This window comes from Paraherbaspirillum soli, from assembly GCF_042654985.1.
Classification (GTDB): Bacteria; Pseudomonadota; Gammaproteobacteria; order Burkholderiales; family Burkholderiaceae_D; genus Paraherbaspirillum; species Paraherbaspirillum soli.
The window spans coordinates 34,987-49,492 of the sequence record NZ_JBHSMT010000009.1; the positions used below are offsets into that span (position 1 = coordinate 34,987).

Sequence of the window (14,506 nt, forward strand, 5' to 3'; positions counted from 1 at the left end):
TTCGGTTTTGCTGGAAGAGGGAGTAAGCCTGTTCCAAGTAGGTCTATGTAACATTAAGTTTGCATAGACTGAAACTTTTCCTATGCGGAAAATGACCAATCACCAGGAAAGGCCGCTGTATGCGATGTGCGGTCTTCAATCACACTGGGAGATAGCATGCTCTATTGGATTACAGCGCTCGTCGTCGGCACTCTTGCCTTGATGCAGTTGCGGGTTGCTGCCTGGCTCTGGCTGTCGGCCATCCTGATCTGGATCGGCGTCGGCTTCCGATTTGCCGGGATTGGCGCGCTGGCCGCGATATTGCTGCTTCTGTTGCTGGCGATTCCGTGCCTGGCAGTAGCCATCAAGCCCTTGCGTCATGCCTTGCTGACGCGTCCGATACTGAAGATATTTCAACGCATCTTGCCGCGTATGTCGCAGACCGAGCGGGATGCGATCGAGGCCGGCACTACCTGGTGGGATGGCGAGCTGTTCTCCGGCAAACCCGATTGGGACCGCCTGCTGAAAGCGCCCGCGCCGCAATTGACCGAGGAAGAGCAAGCCTTTTTCGATAACGAAGTGGAGCATTTGTGCCAGCTGATCAGCGATTGGGACAGTACCCAAATCTGGCAGGACCTGTCGCCGCAAGCCTGGCAATTTATCAAGGAAAAAGGCTTTCTCGGCATGATCATTCCGAAGCAGTATGGCGGCAAGCAATTCTCCGCTTACATGCATTCGCAGGTGATCATGAAGCTGTCGTCGCATTGTTCGGCGGCCACGATTGCAGTGATGGTGCCTAACTCGCTGGGTCCGGCCGAACTGCTGCTGGAATACGGCACCGAAGCGCAAAAAGACTATTTCTTGCCGCGTCTTGCCGCCGGCCAGGAAATTCCTTGCTTTGCCTTGACCAGTCCCTACGCCGGCTCCGATGCGGCGGCGATCCCGGATGTCGGCGTGGTGTGCGTCGGCACCCACGACGGCGAGCAAATGCTCGGTTTGCGGCTCACTTGGGATAAGCGCTACATCACGCTGGGGCCGATTGCGACAGTGCTGGGGCTGGCGTTCCGAGTGCACGATCCCGACCATTTGCTGGGTGCCGACGGTAGCTCGGAAGTGGATCTCGGCATCACTTGCGCGCTGATTCCAACCGATCATCCGGGGGTGGTGAGCGGCCGCCGTCATTGGCCGCTGAACGCGGTGTTCCAGAACGGTCCGACCTCCGGCCAGGATGTGTTCATCCCGCTCGACTGGGTAATCGGCGGTCGGGCTCAGATCGGCAAGGGCTGGCGCATGCTGATGGAATGCCTGGCGGCCGGCCGGGCGATTTCACTACCGTCTTCCTCGGTCGGTTTTTGCAAGCTGGCGGTGCGCGGCAGCAGTGCTTACGCGGCGATGCGGACGCAGTTCAGGGTACCGATCGGCAAATTCGAAGGCATACACGAAATGCTGGCGCGCATGGGCGGCAACCTGTATCTGATGGATGCCGCGCGCCGGCTGTCGGCGTTGGCGGTCGACGCCGGCGAAAAGCCCTCGGTGATTTCGGCAATTTCCAAATACCACGTGACCGAGCGCGGCCGGGTGGTGGTCAATGCCGCGATGGATGTGCTGGGCGGTAAAGGCATTTGCATGGGTCCGAATAATTTTGTGGCGCGCACTTATCAGCAGCTGCCGATTGCGATTACGGTCGAGGGCGCCAATATCCTGACCCGCTGCCTGATCATTTTCGGCCAGGGCGCGATGCGTTGCCATCCGTATGTGCTGAAAGAGATGGCGGCGGCCGGCGAGGCCGATCAAAACAAGGCGCTGGACGATTTCGACCGCGCATTTTTCGGCCATGTCAGTTTTGTATTCGCCAATTTTTCACGGACTTTATTAAGCGCCTGGTCGGGCGGCACACTGCCGTCGGCGCCGAAAGCGGCGGCGGTCGAATTGCGCCATTTCTACCGTGCGGTAAATCGGTTGTCGGCGGCCTTTGCGTTGCTCAGCGATGTGTCGATGTTCGTGCTGGGCGGCTCGCTAAAATTCCGCGAGCGGATTTCCGGGCGCTTGGGCGATATTTTGTCGCAGCTATACCTGGTGTCCAGCGTGCTGAAGCGTTACCAGGACGAGGGCTGTCAACAGCAGGATTTGCCGTATGTGCATTGGGCGATACAGGATGCATTGCATCAGGCGCAAGAGGCTTATCTTGGCGTGCTTGCCAATTATCCGAATCGCTGGCTGGCGTTCTTGCTGCGCATCGCGATCTTTCCTTTTGGCCTGCCTTATGCCAAGCCATCGGATGCGCTCGACAGTACGGTGGCGCGCGCCATGCAAACCAACGGCGCCAGCCGTGAGCGCCTGCTGGCGGACATGTATCTGCCGACCATCGAGCATGCGCCGTATGCTTGCGGCGAACTGGCTTTCCAATTGATTCCGCAAGTTAATGCGATAGCGGCGCGCCTGAAACCGGCGATCCAGGCCGGCACGCTGGCGCCTATGCCGCAAAGCCTGATCGAGATGCAGGACTGGGTGCTGGAAGCAGCCGCCAGCGGCCTCATCACAGAGGCGGAGCAGCAATTGCTGAGCGATTTTGCGCACTACGGCGACATGAGCGTGCAGGTGGATGATTTTCCGCAGGACTTCAATCGGCTGCAGTCGTTACAGGCCGCTAGCAATGCCAGCACAGAAATTTCGTCACCAAGTTAGAGATCAATCCCATGACTACCATGACCCAACGCGGCCTCAAATTGCGTCCCCTGGAGCGCAACGATTTGCACTTTGTGCACAAGCTCGACAACAACGTCCACATCATGCGCTACTGGTTCGAGGAGCCGTATGAGGCATATGTCGAACTGGTGCAACTGTATGACCGGCACGTGCATGACCAATCGGAACGGCGTTTTATTCTGGAGACCGACCAGGAAGAGATGGTCGGTCTGGTCGAGCTGGTGGAAATCACGCACCTCCACCGCCGCGCGGAATTCCAGATCATCGTGGCGCCGATTGCGCAGGGCAAGGGCTATGCCGAAGGCGCTACGCGGCTGGCGATCGAGTACGCGTTCTGCGTGCTCAATTTGCACAAGTTGTACCTGTACGTGGACAAGGAAAACCACAAGGCGATTCACATTTACGAAAAATGCGGCTTTACGCTGGAAAGCGAACTGAAAAGCGAATTTTTCATCAACGGCGTGTATCGCGATGCGGTCCGCATGTGCATGTTCCAGCCGGAGTACTTGGCCAAGCGCCCTTGATTTTCTAGGGCACCTCGAAAAACCGTAGCGAGCGGCCCAAGGTCGGGGGGAGAAGCGGAGCCGTACGGAGGTACGGTGACGATTTTGTCACCCCTGCAGTCCCGAGATTGGCGGGTTTGCCAAACCCTGCAGTAGGTTTTTAGAGGTGCCCTCTACTCGCGCACCGGCGCCACCATTTCCGCATAGTCGTACAACGCACCCAGAATCTCTTCGCCGCGTTCGTCGACGCTTTCCGACAGCGTATCGATTTCTTCAAACAGCAAATCGACGGTGCGGGTATTGCCTTCGCCGTCGAACAAGCGGGCTGCGCGATGTTCTTCCCAGCGCTGGCTTTCATCTTCGTTCAGCGTTTCCGGGAAGTTGCGGGCGCGATAGCGGAACAGCAGTTCTTCCATCCGTTGATCGTCAAAGCTGGGGTGTGCTCCAGCCAGTTTTTGCGGCGACAACATGCGTAATTCATTCAGCTTGCGGCGGTCATTGTTGCCGACAAAACCGCCGTACAAATCTTCATCGACATCCGGCGTTGCTTCGCTCGGACGCTGGAATACCTGCCGCCAAAGCGCGCTCAGGTCGGGCGCCTGCGCGGCGATCTCCGCGTGCCGCAAGGCTTGCGGCACATCGATGCCCCAGCGTGCGGCCATATCGGCCGACAGGGTTTGCAGCTTGTTGATCACCATCGGCGATTTGTTGAGATGGACCGACTTCAGCGGCAGCCGCGTCACGCCTTCCGGCAGCGCGTCGCTCTTGCTGAACAGGCGGGTGCGGACGGTGTCGGCATCCAGCGCGAACAATTCGCTGGGATCGAAAGCCAGATCCCAGGCCAGAATTTCATTCTTGTTGGTCGGGTGAACGCCCAGCGGCCACATCACGGCGAGACAGCCGCGCTCGGCCGGGAACATGCCGGAAATATGCAGGAACGGGCGCGGCGTCGGCAGGCCGATCTCGGCGGCGACGCGGTCTTTTTTATGCAGCGCGAGGCAGAAGTCGAACAGCTTTGGCTGATGTTGCCGGATCAGTCGCGCCAGGGCGATGGTGGCGCGGACGTCGGACAGCGCATCATGCGCCGCCTCGTGGCTGAGGCCGTTGGCGGCGGTCAAATGTTCGAGCCGGAAGCTGGGCCGGCCATCCTCATTGGTCGGCCATTGCATGCCGTCCGGCCGCAGTGCATAGGCGGTGCGCACCACATCCAGCAGGTCCCAGCGGCCGCAATTGTTTTGCCATTCGCGCGCATACGGATCGATCAGATTGCGCCAGAACAGGAAGCGCGTGACCTCGTCATCGAAGCGGATCGTGTTGTAACCGACGCCGATGGTGCCCGGTTGCGAGAATGCGCGCTCGATGTCGGCGGCGAATTGGTATTCGGGGATGCCGCGCTCCAGGCAGAGCTGCGGTGTGATGCCGGTAATCAGACAGGATTGTGGATCGGGCAGGAAATCCGGCGCCGGCTGGCAGTACAGCATGATCGGTTCGCCGATTTCATTGAGTTCGGCATCGGTGCGGATCGCCGCAAATTGTGCCGGGCGGTCGCGCCGCGGTTGAACGCCAAAGGTTTCGTAGTCGTGCCAGAGGAAGGTGTGATTGGACATCAGCTCGGGGATTTGCGTATTTAGAGGGGAGTGGCAGTTTACAGCCAACTTTCGACGCTTGTATAGCGGTTTTACAACACATTCGACAGCGTTGAGTGAGGGCTGAAAAATGTCCGTGCGCCCGTTAAATTCACAAATGTGATAACTGCTATTGGCAATCGAAATTGGATAAACAACGACAGAAACCCTATTCTGCTTGTGCGGCGCAGCAATTGCTTGCGATCAACGCAAAATATCAGAGGAATTTATCGTGTCGACATTAGCCATTAGCAATAACATTTCCCGTCAAGCTGCTCAAACAGCACCAGCATCCGGCGCTTTCAGCGCTATCGCAGCTTTTTTCAAACGTGTAGGCAATGCTTACGAACGTTCCGAAGCAGAGCGTAAAGAAGCCTATCTGGCAGGTGCGGTCGATCTGTACGATCTGGAATACCGCATGCAACGCCTGGACCGCGAAAGCGCCCAGACTGCAGCATGGATCAAGGGTTTCTGAGTACCGGGTTGCACAGAATCTGCAATGAATAGTAGTAGTAAGACAGTCAAGTAAATCAAGTAATACGCTTCAACAAGCTGTAACTCCTGTATCGCTGCGTAGCAGTTGAGCATCCCAACGGCAAATGCCGTCAGAGGGGATGCTCCGCTGCTGACCACGCCTGATACAGCCAAATTCGGCCTAATGCGATTGCGCCAGCAACGAGAAATGCTCGACCGTTGGCGCCGCCGCGAAAAACGGCCCGACAATCGCACGCCACTCCGCAAATGCCGGCGACTCGCGGAAATCCACAGTATGGTTTTCCAGCGTCTGCCAGACGATCGTCAATACATATCGCTCCGGCGATTCAATCCCCTTGTGAATCTTGAAACCAACAAAGCCCTTGGCTTTGCTGATGATCTGCTCCACGCCGCGCTGAATGGCGGCATCGAATGCCAGTTGTTGTCCAGGATGAATACGTATATCGGCAAGTTCGAGAATCATGGGTTTGGATGCTTTCTAAAAGTTGGTTTCAGTTCGCACTAAAAATTAAAACGGGCTTCGGCCGGACCGCCTGCCGTCTTCGGATTATCATCGATATTCGCCAGCCGGTTTTTAGAGACAGTCATAAAAAGCGCTTGAAACGCGCTTGAAACCAAACCAGCCGGTCCTATATTTTTTTCAGATGCGTCAAATTTCTTCATCAGCACAGGAGAATTTGCTATGCAGAATCGGGAAAAGCGGCACCATCACCACCATCCCGCCGAAAAGGCCGCGCCTTCGCCAAGTGCAGCGACTGCTCCCCCGGAAGCGACACCACAGCCGGTTGAATCCAGTCTTGACGCTCGGCTGGCCGATGCGGAGAAGCGCGTAGAGGAATTGCAAGATGCATTTCTGCGTGCCAAGGCAGAAACGGAAAATATCCGTCGGCGCGCGCAAGATGACATCACGCGCGCGCATAAATTCGCCATCGCGAATTTCGCCGAAGTGCTGCTGCCGGTGAAAGACAGTCTGGAATCGGCGCTCAAGGTCGAGGCGCCATCGATCGAATCCTTGAAGGAAGGCGCCGAGATGACGCTGAAGCAGCTGGATGCGGCCTTCCAGAAAAACAAGTTAACAGAAATAAATCCCGCGCCGGGCGACAAACTCGATCCGGACCGGCATCAGGCTATTTCAATGGTGCCGGCCGAATTGAACGCCAATTCCATCGTCAGCGTGCTGCAAAAGGGGTACATGATCGCCGACCGCTTGCTGCGTCCCGCATTGGTGACCGTAGCGCAGGGGAAAACAGGCGGCACTTGAAGGAGACAATGATGAGCAAGATGATTGGTATCGATCTGGGTACCACCAATTCCTGTGTCGCCATCATGGAAGGCGGCCATCCCAAGGTCATCGAAAACTCGGAAGGGGCGCGCACCACGCCATCGGTCGTGGCTTATCAGGAGGATGGCGAAATCCTGGTCGGCGCGCCGGCCAAGCGGCAAGCGGTGACCAATCCGCAAAACACGCTGTATGCGGTCAAACGCCTGATAGGCCGCAAGTTCGAAGAAAAGGAAGTGCAAAAAGACATCCACTTGATGCCATACAAGATCATCAAGGCCGATAACGGCGATGCCTGGGTCGAAGTCCGCGGCAAAAAACTGGCGCCGCCGCAAATCTCGGCTGAGGTTCTGCGCAAGATGAAAAGAACCGCCGAAGATTACCTGGGTGCGGAAGTGACCGAGGCGGTCATCACCGTGCCGGCCTACTTCAACGATGCGCAGCGACAGGCCACCAAGGACGCCGGCCGGGTCGCCGGACTGGACGTCAAGCGCATCATCAACGAGCCGACCGCGGCGGCGCTGGCGTTCGGTCTGGACAAGGGCGGCAAGGGCGACCGCAAGATCGCGGTGTACGATCTGGGCGGCGGCACCTTCGATATCTCGATCATCGAGATTGCCGATGTCGACGGTGAAATGCAGTTTGAAGTGCATTCAACCAACGGCGACACTTTCCTCGGCGGCGAAGATTTCGATCAACGCATCATCGACTACATCATCAGTGAGTTCAAAAAGATCAACGGCGTCGATCTGAGTAAGGATGTGATCGCGCTGCAGCGGATCAAGAGCGCGGCGGAGCGCGCCAAGATCGAGCTGTCGTCGACCCAGCAAACCGAAATCAACGAGCCGTACATCGCCATGCTCGACGGCGCACCGCTGCACATGAACCTGAAAGTCACGCGCGCCAAACTGGAATCGCTGGTTGAAGACCTGATCGAAAAAACGATCGAACCTTGCCGCATCGCGTTGAAGGACGCCGGTCTGGACGTCGACAAGATCGGCGACGTGATCCTGGTCGGCGGCATGACGCGGATGCCCAAAGTGCAGGAAAAGGTGAAGGCATTCTTCGGCAAGGAGCCGCGCAAGGATGTCAATCCGGATGAGGCGGTGGCGGTCGGCGCTGCGATTCAGGGCTCGGTGTTGTCGGGCGAACGCAAGGACCTGCTGCTGATGGATGTGACGCCGCTGTCGCTCGGCATCGAAACGCTGGGCGGCGTGATGACCAAGATGATCCACAAGAACACGACGATCCCGACCAAGTTCAGCCAGGTGTTCTCGACCGCGGACGACAACCAATCCGCCGTGACCATCAAGGTCTATCAAGGCGAGCGCGAAATTGTCAGCGGCAACAAGCTGCTGGGCGAATTCAACCTGGAAGGCATTCCGCCGGCAGCGCGCGGCACGCCGCAGATCGACGTCACGTTCGACATCGACGCCAACGGCATTCTCCACGTCGGCGCCAAAGACAAGGCCACCGGCAAGGAAAACAAGATCACGATCAAGGCCAACTCCGGCCTGACCGAGGAAGAAATCCAGAAGATGGTGCGTGACGCCGAAGCCAACGCCGAAGAAGACAAGCGGATGAAAGAACTGGCGGAAAGCCGCAACCACGGCGATGCGCTGGTGCATTCGACCCGCAAATCCCTGGCCGAATACGGCGACAAGCTGGATGCCGGCGAAAAGGAAAAGATCGAAGCGGCGATCGCGAATCTCGACAGTGCGCTGAAAGCCAACGACAAGGCCGACATCGACGGCAAGATCGCGGCGCTGTCGACCGCGGCCCAGAAACTGGGCGAAAAAATGTACGCCGACATGCAAGGGCAGCAGGCCGCGGGCGCTGCGGAAGGCGCGGGCGCGTCGGAAGCCAAGCCGAAGGAGGATGATGTGGTGGATGCGGATTTCAAGGAAGTCAAAAATAAGTAGTTCAACTGTTTTTGAAAGGTAGCCGGCGTGGAATTCAAGGACTACTACCAGACTCTCGGCGTCGACAAAAGCGCGTCGCCGGATGAAGTCAAGAAGGCCTACCGCAAGCTGGCCCGCAAATACCATCCGGATGTCAGCAAGGAGGCTAATGCCGACACCCGCATGAAAGAGGTCAACGAAGCCTACGCCGTGCTGTCGGATCCGGAAAAGCGGGTTGCGTATGACCAGCTCGGCAGTGGTTATCGCGCCGGACAAGAGTTCCAGCCGCCGCCCGATTGGGATGCCGGGTTCGAATTCTCCGGCGCCGATGCCGGCGATGCCAGCGACTTCTTCGCCAACCTGTTCGGTCACGTGGGCCGCGGCAAACATGCGCGCAGCTATCAAATGCGAGGCGAAGATCATCACGCGAAAATTTTGATCGACCTGGCCGACGCCTATCACGGCATGGTGCGGCCGCTTACCCTGCAGGCGGCGCAGATCGACGCGCGCGGACAAGTCGTGACCAAGGAGCGCACGCTGAACGTGAAAATCCCCAAAGGAGTGAAGGAAGGCCAGCACATCCGCCTGTCCGGTCAAGGCGGCCCGGGCGTTGGCGGTGCCGCGCCCGGCGACTTGTACCTGGAAGTGCATTTCAAACCTAACCCGCGCTATCGGGTGGAAGGCCGGGATGTCTACGAAAAAACGCCGGTCGCTCCTTGGGAAGCCGCGATAGGCGCGACCATCGAGGTGCCGACCCCCGGCGGAAAAGTGCAAGTGACGGTGCCCGCCGGTTCCCAATCCGGCCGCAAATTGCGGCTTAAAGGACGCGGCATCCCGGGCGATCCGCCGGGCGATTTCTATCTGGTGCTGGATGTCGTGCTGCCGCCGGCGACCAGCGAACGCGGGCGGCAGATTTACGAAACCATGGCGCGCGAGATGGCCTTTGATCCGCGTAGGGAAATGGGGAGCTGAGAGGGGAGGCTGAGCCATGACACGCAGCAATATTGTGACCGGCGTTTTGCTCGACGAGGTTGCGCTGACGCTGGAGGAATTCGCCAGGGCTTGCGAAATGGCGCCGCAATGGGTGGTGGCGCACGTCGAGGCAGAACTGATAGGCGTCAATCCGCACGATTCCGCGACCTGGCGTTTCAGCAGCGCCGATTTGATCCGCGCGCGGCGCCTGGCCGCAGCGGAGCGCATGTTCGATGCCAATCAGGACGCTGCGGCCTTGATGGTCGACCTGATCGAAGAAGTCGAGCGGCTAAGGAAGTTGCTACAGCGAGCCGGCTTCACTTGATGTCTAGAAGGTAAGTCAGGCTTGCCGCATTTTTAATCTTTGTAGATTGTCCCACCGTTGACTATGCTGAATCAGTGAATTGCCCTAAAGGAGACCACCATGATAGGCAAAAAAAGACTTTATTTCATGTTGCCGGACGTCCCCAGCTCACGCAGCATGCTGGACGAATTGCTGCTGGCCCGGCTCGGGATTGGCAGCATGCACTTCTGGGCCGAAGAAGGCAAACTGCCGGCCGACATGCCGGAAGCCACCGCATTGCATAAAACCGATCTGGCCAATGGCGCCGAAGTCGGCATGCTGGCGGGCGGGATACTCGGCTTGGCGGGCGGTATCTGGCTGGTTTATTTCCCTCCCGATTGGGTGCATCTGAACGCGGTGGCGCTGGTCATCACTACGCTGGTCGGGGCTTTCCTCGGCAGCTGGATGTCAGGCATGGCCGCGGCGGCGATTCCCAATTCACGCCTGAAGGCATTTCATGCCGGCATCGCCGAGGGTAAAGTGCTGCTGATTCTGGATGTCCCGTTCAAGCGGGTCGACGAGATCGAAGCAATGATGGCGAAACGCCATCCCGAAGCCAAATTCGGCGGCGTGGAGAAACATATTCCGATCTTTCCGTGATCGGTATTTAGCAAGATTGAAATAAAAACAAGGCGCATCGGATGGAATATCCGGTGCGCTTTTTTATGCGCATCGAGGTCGCTTGCGGTCACTCCGGTCGCCTGTTTCGCTCGCATATTTCTTCTGTTTCCTGCCGGATGACGATTGTTATTTTGTTGCCGGCTTCGTACACTAGCCCCCGGTCAAAAATTAACAGATAAAACATCAGGGAGAAATTGCATGGCGGGTTCTTATTTTCCCAAGTGGCGTGTACGCGCCAGCCTGACGGACGGGCAGGCGCAGGTGATCGCAACCGACGAGCGCTTGCCGTGGCCGCAAACCTTCGCGATGGGCGTGCAGCACGTGGTTGCGATGTTCGGCTCGACGGTGCTGGCGCCGTTGTTGATGGGTTTCGATCCGAATCTGGCGATTTTCATGTCGGGTATCGGCACGTTGCTGTTCTTTGTGCTGGTGGGCGGCCGAGTGCCGAGCTATCTCGGCTCCAGTTTTTCCTTCATCGGACTGGTCATCGCGGTCAGCGGCTACGGCGGTCACGGCCTGAACGGCAACCTCGGGGTGGCGCTTGGCGGCATCATCGCCTGCGGTGCGCTGTACACGCTGATCGGCCTGGTCGTGATGGCGATCGGCACGCGCTGGATCGAGAAATTGATGCCGCCGGTGGTGACCGGTGCAGTGGTCGCGGTGATCGGTCTCAACCTGGCGCCGATTGCGGTCAAGGGTGTCACCGGCAACACTTTCGATGCCTGGATGGCCTTGGGCACGGTGTTGTGCGTCGGCTTGGTCGCGGTGTTCACGCGCGGCATGTTGCAGCGTCTGCTGATTCTGGTTGGACTATTGCTGGCTTACGTGGCGTATGCGCTGCTGACCAATGGCGCCGGTCTCGGCAAGCCGATTGATTTTGGCATCGTCGCCCACGCGGCATGGTTCGGCATTCCGCATTTCGCGACGCCGGTCTTCAAGGCCGATGCGATGGCATTGCTGGCGCCGATCGCGATCATCCTGGTGGCGGAAAACCTCGGCCACATCAAGGCCGTGAGCGCCATGACCGGTCAAAATCTCGATCAATACATGGGCCGCGCCTTCGTCGGCGACGGGCTGGCGACGATAGTCTCCGGCAGCGTCGGCGGTACCGGCGTCACCACCTATGCCGAAAACATCGGCGTGATGGCGGTCACCAAAATCTATTCGACGCTGGTGTTTGTGGTGGCTGCCTGCCTCGCCATCGTGCTCGGCTTTTCGCCGAAATTCGGCGCAGTGATCCAGACCATTCCAGGCGCGGTGCTGGGCGGCGTGTCGATCGTCGTATTTGGCCTGATCGCCGTTGCGGGGGCGCGTATCTGGGTCCAGAACAAAGTCGATTTTTCCGATAACCGCAACCTGATCGTCGCTGCGGTGACGCTGGTATTGGGTGCCGGCGACTTCACCCTGAAACTGGGAGAATTTGCGCTGGGCGGGATCGGGACCGCGACGTTTGGCGCGATCATCTTGCATGCGTTGTTGCGGCGGACCAAAGACATTGATTCAACGCGGTAGACGGAAACAAAAACAGGTGCTTATAAGGCACCTGTTTTGTCTGATGCCGTAATCAGCACCGCTGCATTTGGTCGGCATCATTGACGCTTCTTTTCCTCCTTCTTCACTTTCTTGACTTCCCTTTTTTCCTTCATTGTTTTAGCCGGTTCTTTTTTAACGGCTTTCTTCGCATCCTGGCTCTTGCCCATGGCGTACTCCATTGTTGATAAACAGGGTTTCTGCATCGCTGATCAGATAACGAGCAGCGGCTAGTATGTTCTCACTGGAGACAAAGTTCGAGCTTTAACTTTGTCAGCGGCTTGCTTCATGACCGGAACGCGGTGATCGCATGCGCTGCCAGCGCCACCGCCGCCAAGCCGATCGCAAACAGACATACCGCCGACCAGCCGCCAGCCACCCAGGCCAGCGCCGCGCCGGCCGCACCGCACGCGCCGCCAATGAAGAAAATACCGACAAACAGCCCGTTCAGGCGGCCCCGCAGTTCCGGCGGCAGCATGTTGATCGCGCGCCGCCCCAGGGTCTGATCACCGGTGATGCCGGCATCCAGCCCAACCGCGGCCAGCACCAACAAGCCTAGTGCCAGCGACGGATGTGCAGCCGCCGCAAAGCCGCCCCAGCCCGCACCAGCCACGCCTGCCAGCAGCAGCGCAACTATCATGCACAGATGCGACAGTACGGTAGCCGGCCGAGTCCAGCCGCGATCGCCGGCACGACCAGCCAATGGTGCAATCACGGCGCCGGCCGCACCAGCCAGCGCAAATACGGCGATCTGCCTTTGGCTCATGTGGAACGGCTGTTGCGCCAGACGCAAGGCAATCGCAGTCCAGAACGCGCTGAAGGTCGCCATGCACAAGGCCGCGGTGCTTGCGCGCTGGCGCAACACCGGCTGGCTGCGCACCAGGCACCACAGCGATCCGATCAAGGCTGGGTAAGACAAGCCGGCCGCCGGCCGCCGCAACGGCAGTGTGCGGTTCAGCGTCACGGCCACCAATGCCACCGATGCCGCCAGCACGCCGTACAGCACGCGCCAGCCGCCGCTATCGAGCAGCAGGTTGGACAATGGCCGCGACAGCAAAATGCCCAGCATCAGTCCGCTCATCACATTGCCGACCACTCTGCCGCGATGCGCTTCACTGGCCATCAGCGCGGCCAACGGCACCATCATCTGGATTGCGCTCGAAGCAGCGCCGGCCAGGAAGATCGCCAGCAGGAACACCCAGCCCGACGGCGCCAGCATGGCCGTCGCCAGCGCCACAGCGCAGCCTGTCAGCAAGCGCACGATCAGCAGCCGGTTTTCGATCAGGTCAGCCAGGGGCACCAGCAGGATCAGGCCGGCGGCGTAGCCGAGTTGCGGCAGCATGGCGATCAGACCAATCTGCCGCTGACTCAAGCCCAGCGCCGCGCTGATCGGACCAATCAAGGTTTGCGTGGCGAACAGGTTGATCACGATGATGCCGACCGCAGCAGCGAACAATAGTTGGCGCGGGCCGGAAATGCCGGCAGCGGGCGGCTGGGAAGCCAGCGGAGTGACGCCGCGCGGCACTGTTTGGCTTACTTCTAAGTTATGCATGGATTCTCCACATTAGGTGGGGGCATTGTGAATCCAGGATGTTTATGCTACAAGTGAATAATTATCATAGTTATTATGCGAGTTAATAATGAATACGCATGACATCGAAGCCTTCGTGGCGGTGGTCGAAACCGGTTCCATCGTGGCTGCCTCGGCGCGCCTGCATCTGACCCAGCCCGGCATCAGCCGCCGGGTCCAGAGCCTGGAAGACCGGCTCGGCGTGACCCTGCTCGAGCGCCAGTCGAAACCGTTGAAGCCGACCGCCGCCGGCAAGGAAGTTTATGAGCACGGCCGCCGCGTGCTGGGTTCGGTCGCCGACCTGCTGGCCGGCGTTGCGCCCGGCGCCGAACCCAGCGGCGAGTTCCGGCTTGGCGTGCCGCCGTTTCTGGCTGAACAGGCATTGCTTGAGCCGATCGATCAATTGCGCCGGGAGTTTCCCAAACTGACATTGCGCATCACAGCCGGCTGGTCGCCGGCGCTGGTGGCGATGGTCGAAAGCAATGCCATTGATGCCGCCGCCGTGTTGCTCGCCGACGACGTCATGCCACCCACCACGCTTGCGATGGAACTGCTCGGCCACCAAAAGCCATTGATCGTGGCGCCGCCGCAATTGCTTCTGTCCGAGGGGGAGTTGTCGCTGCGCGAGTTGGCGTCGCACCCATGGGTGTTGAATCAGGACGGTTGCGGCATGCGCCGCGCAATTCATCGCGCGCTGGATGCTGCGCGCTTGCCATTCGATGTGGCGGTGGAAGCGTTTGGCACGGAGTTGCAATTGTCGCTGGTGGCGCGCGGCATGGGGATAGGGGTGGTCACGCCCGCGGCGCTAGCGCGCAGTCCCTTGCGCAATCAGGTGCGGGTATTGACTGTGCCGGAATGTCAGGCCGGCGTGAACGCCTGGCTGATCCACGCCAGATCGCCGGGGCGGCTGGCCGAACCGATTGCGCGTTTTCGGCAGGGCTTGAGTGAGGTGCTGGAGGAGGAGGGGCGCTTGGGATTGTGA

At 59.1% G+C, this 14,506-nt stretch carries 14 protein-coding genes; 10 read left to right on the forward strand and 4 right to left on the reverse strand.

Features of this window, described 5'->3' with window-relative positions:
* Positions 1-156: 156 nt before the first annotated feature.
* Together ACFPM8_RS05530 and speG are read left to right on the forward strand one after the other, a co-directional pair.
* On the forward strand, positions 157-2,664 hold the full coding sequence (locus ACFPM8_RS05530; RefSeq protein ID WP_378995837.1) for an acyl-CoA dehydrogenase: 2,508 nt from the start codon (positions 157-159) through the stop codon (positions 2,662-2,664).
* An 11-nt stretch (positions 2,665-2,675) separates the two neighbouring features.
* Positions 2,676-3,209, forward strand: coding sequence for a spermidine N1-acetyltransferase (gene speG / locus ACFPM8_RS05535; RefSeq protein ID WP_378995839.1), 534 nt, complete (start codon positions 2,676-2,678; stop codon positions 3,207-3,209).
* 152 nt (positions 3,210-3,361) lie between these two features.
* Here the strand turns inward: speG and sbcB are convergent, their stop codons facing one another.
* The gene (sbcB, locus tag ACFPM8_RS05540) at positions 3,362-4,795 is read right to left on the reverse strand and encodes an exodeoxyribonuclease I (RefSeq protein ID WP_378995841.1); all 1,434 of its coding nucleotides are present in this window, start codon (positions 4,793-4,795) and stop codon (positions 3,362-3,364) included.
* A 328-nt stretch (positions 4,796-5,123) separates the two neighbouring features.
* On the opposite strand from sbcB, the gene ACFPM8_RS05545 reads away from it, so the two are divergent.
* Complete coding sequence (locus ACFPM8_RS05545; protein ID WP_378996010.1) at positions 5,124-5,288, forward strand: DUF3563 family protein; 165 nt, start codon at positions 5,124-5,126, stop codon at positions 5,286-5,288.
* 180 nt (positions 5,289-5,468) lie between these two features.
* On the opposite strand, the gene ACFPM8_RS05550 is transcribed toward ACFPM8_RS05545, so the two are convergent.
* Together ACFPM8_RS05550 and ACFPM8_RS05555 are read right to left on the reverse strand one after the other, a co-directional pair.
* Complete coding sequence (locus tag ACFPM8_RS05550) at positions 5,469-5,771, reverse strand: antibiotic biosynthesis monooxygenase family protein (protein WP_378995844.1); 303 nt, start codon at positions 5,769-5,771, stop codon at positions 5,469-5,471.
* Positions 5,772-5,809: 38 nt separating this feature from the next.
* Positions 5,810-5,977: a hypothetical protein gene (locus ACFPM8_RS05555; protein ID WP_378995846.1), complete on the reverse strand. Its 168-nt coding sequence runs from the start codon at positions 5,975-5,977 to the stop codon at positions 5,810-5,812.
* A gap of 13 nt (positions 5,978-5,990) precedes the next feature.
* On the opposite strand from ACFPM8_RS05555, the gene grpE reads away from it, so the two are divergent.
* The 6 genes from grpE to ACFPM8_RS05585 all read left to right on the forward strand — a co-directional run bounded on the left by grpE (position 5,991) and on the right by ACFPM8_RS05585 (position 11,936).
* The gene (gene grpE / locus ACFPM8_RS05560) at positions 5,991-6,569 is read left to right on the forward strand and encodes a nucleotide exchange factor GrpE (protein ID WP_378995848.1); all 579 of its coding nucleotides are present in this window, start codon (positions 5,991-5,993) and stop codon (positions 6,567-6,569) included.
* Between the two features lie 11 nt (positions 6,570-6,580).
* On the forward strand, positions 6,581-8,509 hold the full coding sequence (dnaK, locus tag ACFPM8_RS05565) for a molecular chaperone DnaK (RefSeq protein ID WP_378995851.1): 1,929 nt from the start codon (positions 6,581-6,583) through the stop codon (positions 8,507-8,509).
* A gap of 27 nt (positions 8,510-8,536) precedes the next feature.
* Complete coding sequence (locus ACFPM8_RS05570) at positions 8,537-9,460, forward strand: DnaJ C-terminal domain-containing protein (RefSeq protein WP_378995853.1); 924 nt, start codon at positions 8,537-8,539, stop codon at positions 9,458-9,460.
* A gap of 16 nt (positions 9,461-9,476) precedes the next feature.
* Entirely contained in the window at positions 9,477-9,785 is a 309-nt protein-coding gene (locus ACFPM8_RS05575) for a chaperone modulator CbpM (protein ID WP_378995855.1), read from the forward strand.
* A 99-nt stretch (positions 9,786-9,884) separates the two neighbouring features.
* The gene (locus tag ACFPM8_RS05580) at positions 9,885-10,403 is read left to right on the forward strand and encodes a DUF1269 domain-containing protein (protein ID WP_378995857.1); all 519 of its coding nucleotides are present in this window, start codon (positions 9,885-9,887) and stop codon (positions 10,401-10,403) included.
* 219 nt (positions 10,404-10,622) lie between these two features.
* Positions 10,623-11,936, forward strand: coding sequence for a solute carrier family 23 protein (locus ACFPM8_RS05585; protein ID WP_378995859.1), 1,314 nt, complete (start codon positions 10,623-10,625; stop codon positions 11,934-11,936).
* A 304-nt stretch (positions 11,937-12,240) separates the two neighbouring features.
* Here the strand turns inward: ACFPM8_RS05585 and ACFPM8_RS05590 are convergent, their stop codons facing one another.
* Positions 12,241-13,506 (reverse strand): MFS transporter, encoded by a 1,266-nt coding sequence (locus ACFPM8_RS05590; RefSeq protein ID WP_378995861.1) that lies wholly within the window; start codon positions 13,504-13,506, stop codon positions 12,241-12,243.
* An 88-nt stretch (positions 13,507-13,594) separates the two neighbouring features.
* On the opposite strand from ACFPM8_RS05590, the gene ACFPM8_RS05595 reads away from it, so the two are divergent.
* Positions 13,595-14,506: a LysR family transcriptional regulator gene (locus ACFPM8_RS05595; protein ID WP_378995863.1), complete on the forward strand. Its 912-nt coding sequence runs from the start codon at positions 13,595-13,597 to the stop codon at positions 14,504-14,506.

Excerpts from the sequence above, each read along its gene's own strand:
- ACFPM8_RS05530 (WP_378995837.1), top strand. The coding sequence starts at position 157 with ATGCTCTATTGGATTACAGCGCTCGTCGTCGGCACTCTTGCCTTGATG.
- speG (WP_378995839.1), top strand. The coding sequence starts at position 2,676 with ATGACTACCATGACCCAACGCGGCCTCAAATTGCGTCCCCTGGAGCGC.
- sbcB (WP_378995841.1), bottom strand. The coding sequence starts at position 4,795 with ATGTCCAATCACACCTTCCTCTGGCACGACTACGAAACCTTTGGCGTT.
- ACFPM8_RS05550 (WP_378995844.1), bottom strand. The coding sequence starts at position 5,771 with ATGATTCTCGAACTTGCCGATATACGTATTCATCCTGGACAACAACTG.
- grpE (WP_378995848.1), top strand. The coding sequence starts at position 5,991 with ATGCAGAATCGGGAAAAGCGGCACCATCACCACCATCCCGCCGAAAAG.
- dnaK (WP_378995851.1), top strand. The coding sequence starts at position 6,581 with ATGAGCAAGATGATTGGTATCGATCTGGGTACCACCAATTCCTGTGTC.
- ACFPM8_RS05575 (WP_378995855.1), top strand. The coding sequence starts at position 9,477 with ATGACACGCAGCAATATTGTGACCGGCGTTTTGCTCGACGAGGTTGCG.
- ACFPM8_RS05580 (WP_378995857.1), top strand. The coding sequence starts at position 9,885 with ATGATAGGCAAAAAAAGACTTTATTTCATGTTGCCGGACGTCCCCAGC.
- ACFPM8_RS05585 (WP_378995859.1), top strand. The coding sequence starts at position 10,623 with ATGGCGGGTTCTTATTTTCCCAAGTGGCGTGTACGCGCCAGCCTGACG.
- ACFPM8_RS05590 (WP_378995861.1), bottom strand. The coding sequence starts at position 13,506 with ATGCATAACTTAGAAGTAAGCCAAACAGTGCCGCGCGGCGTCACTCCG.
- ACFPM8_RS05595 (WP_378995863.1), top strand. The coding sequence starts at position 13,595 with ATGAATACGCATGACATCGAAGCCTTCGTGGCGGTGGTCGAAACCGGT.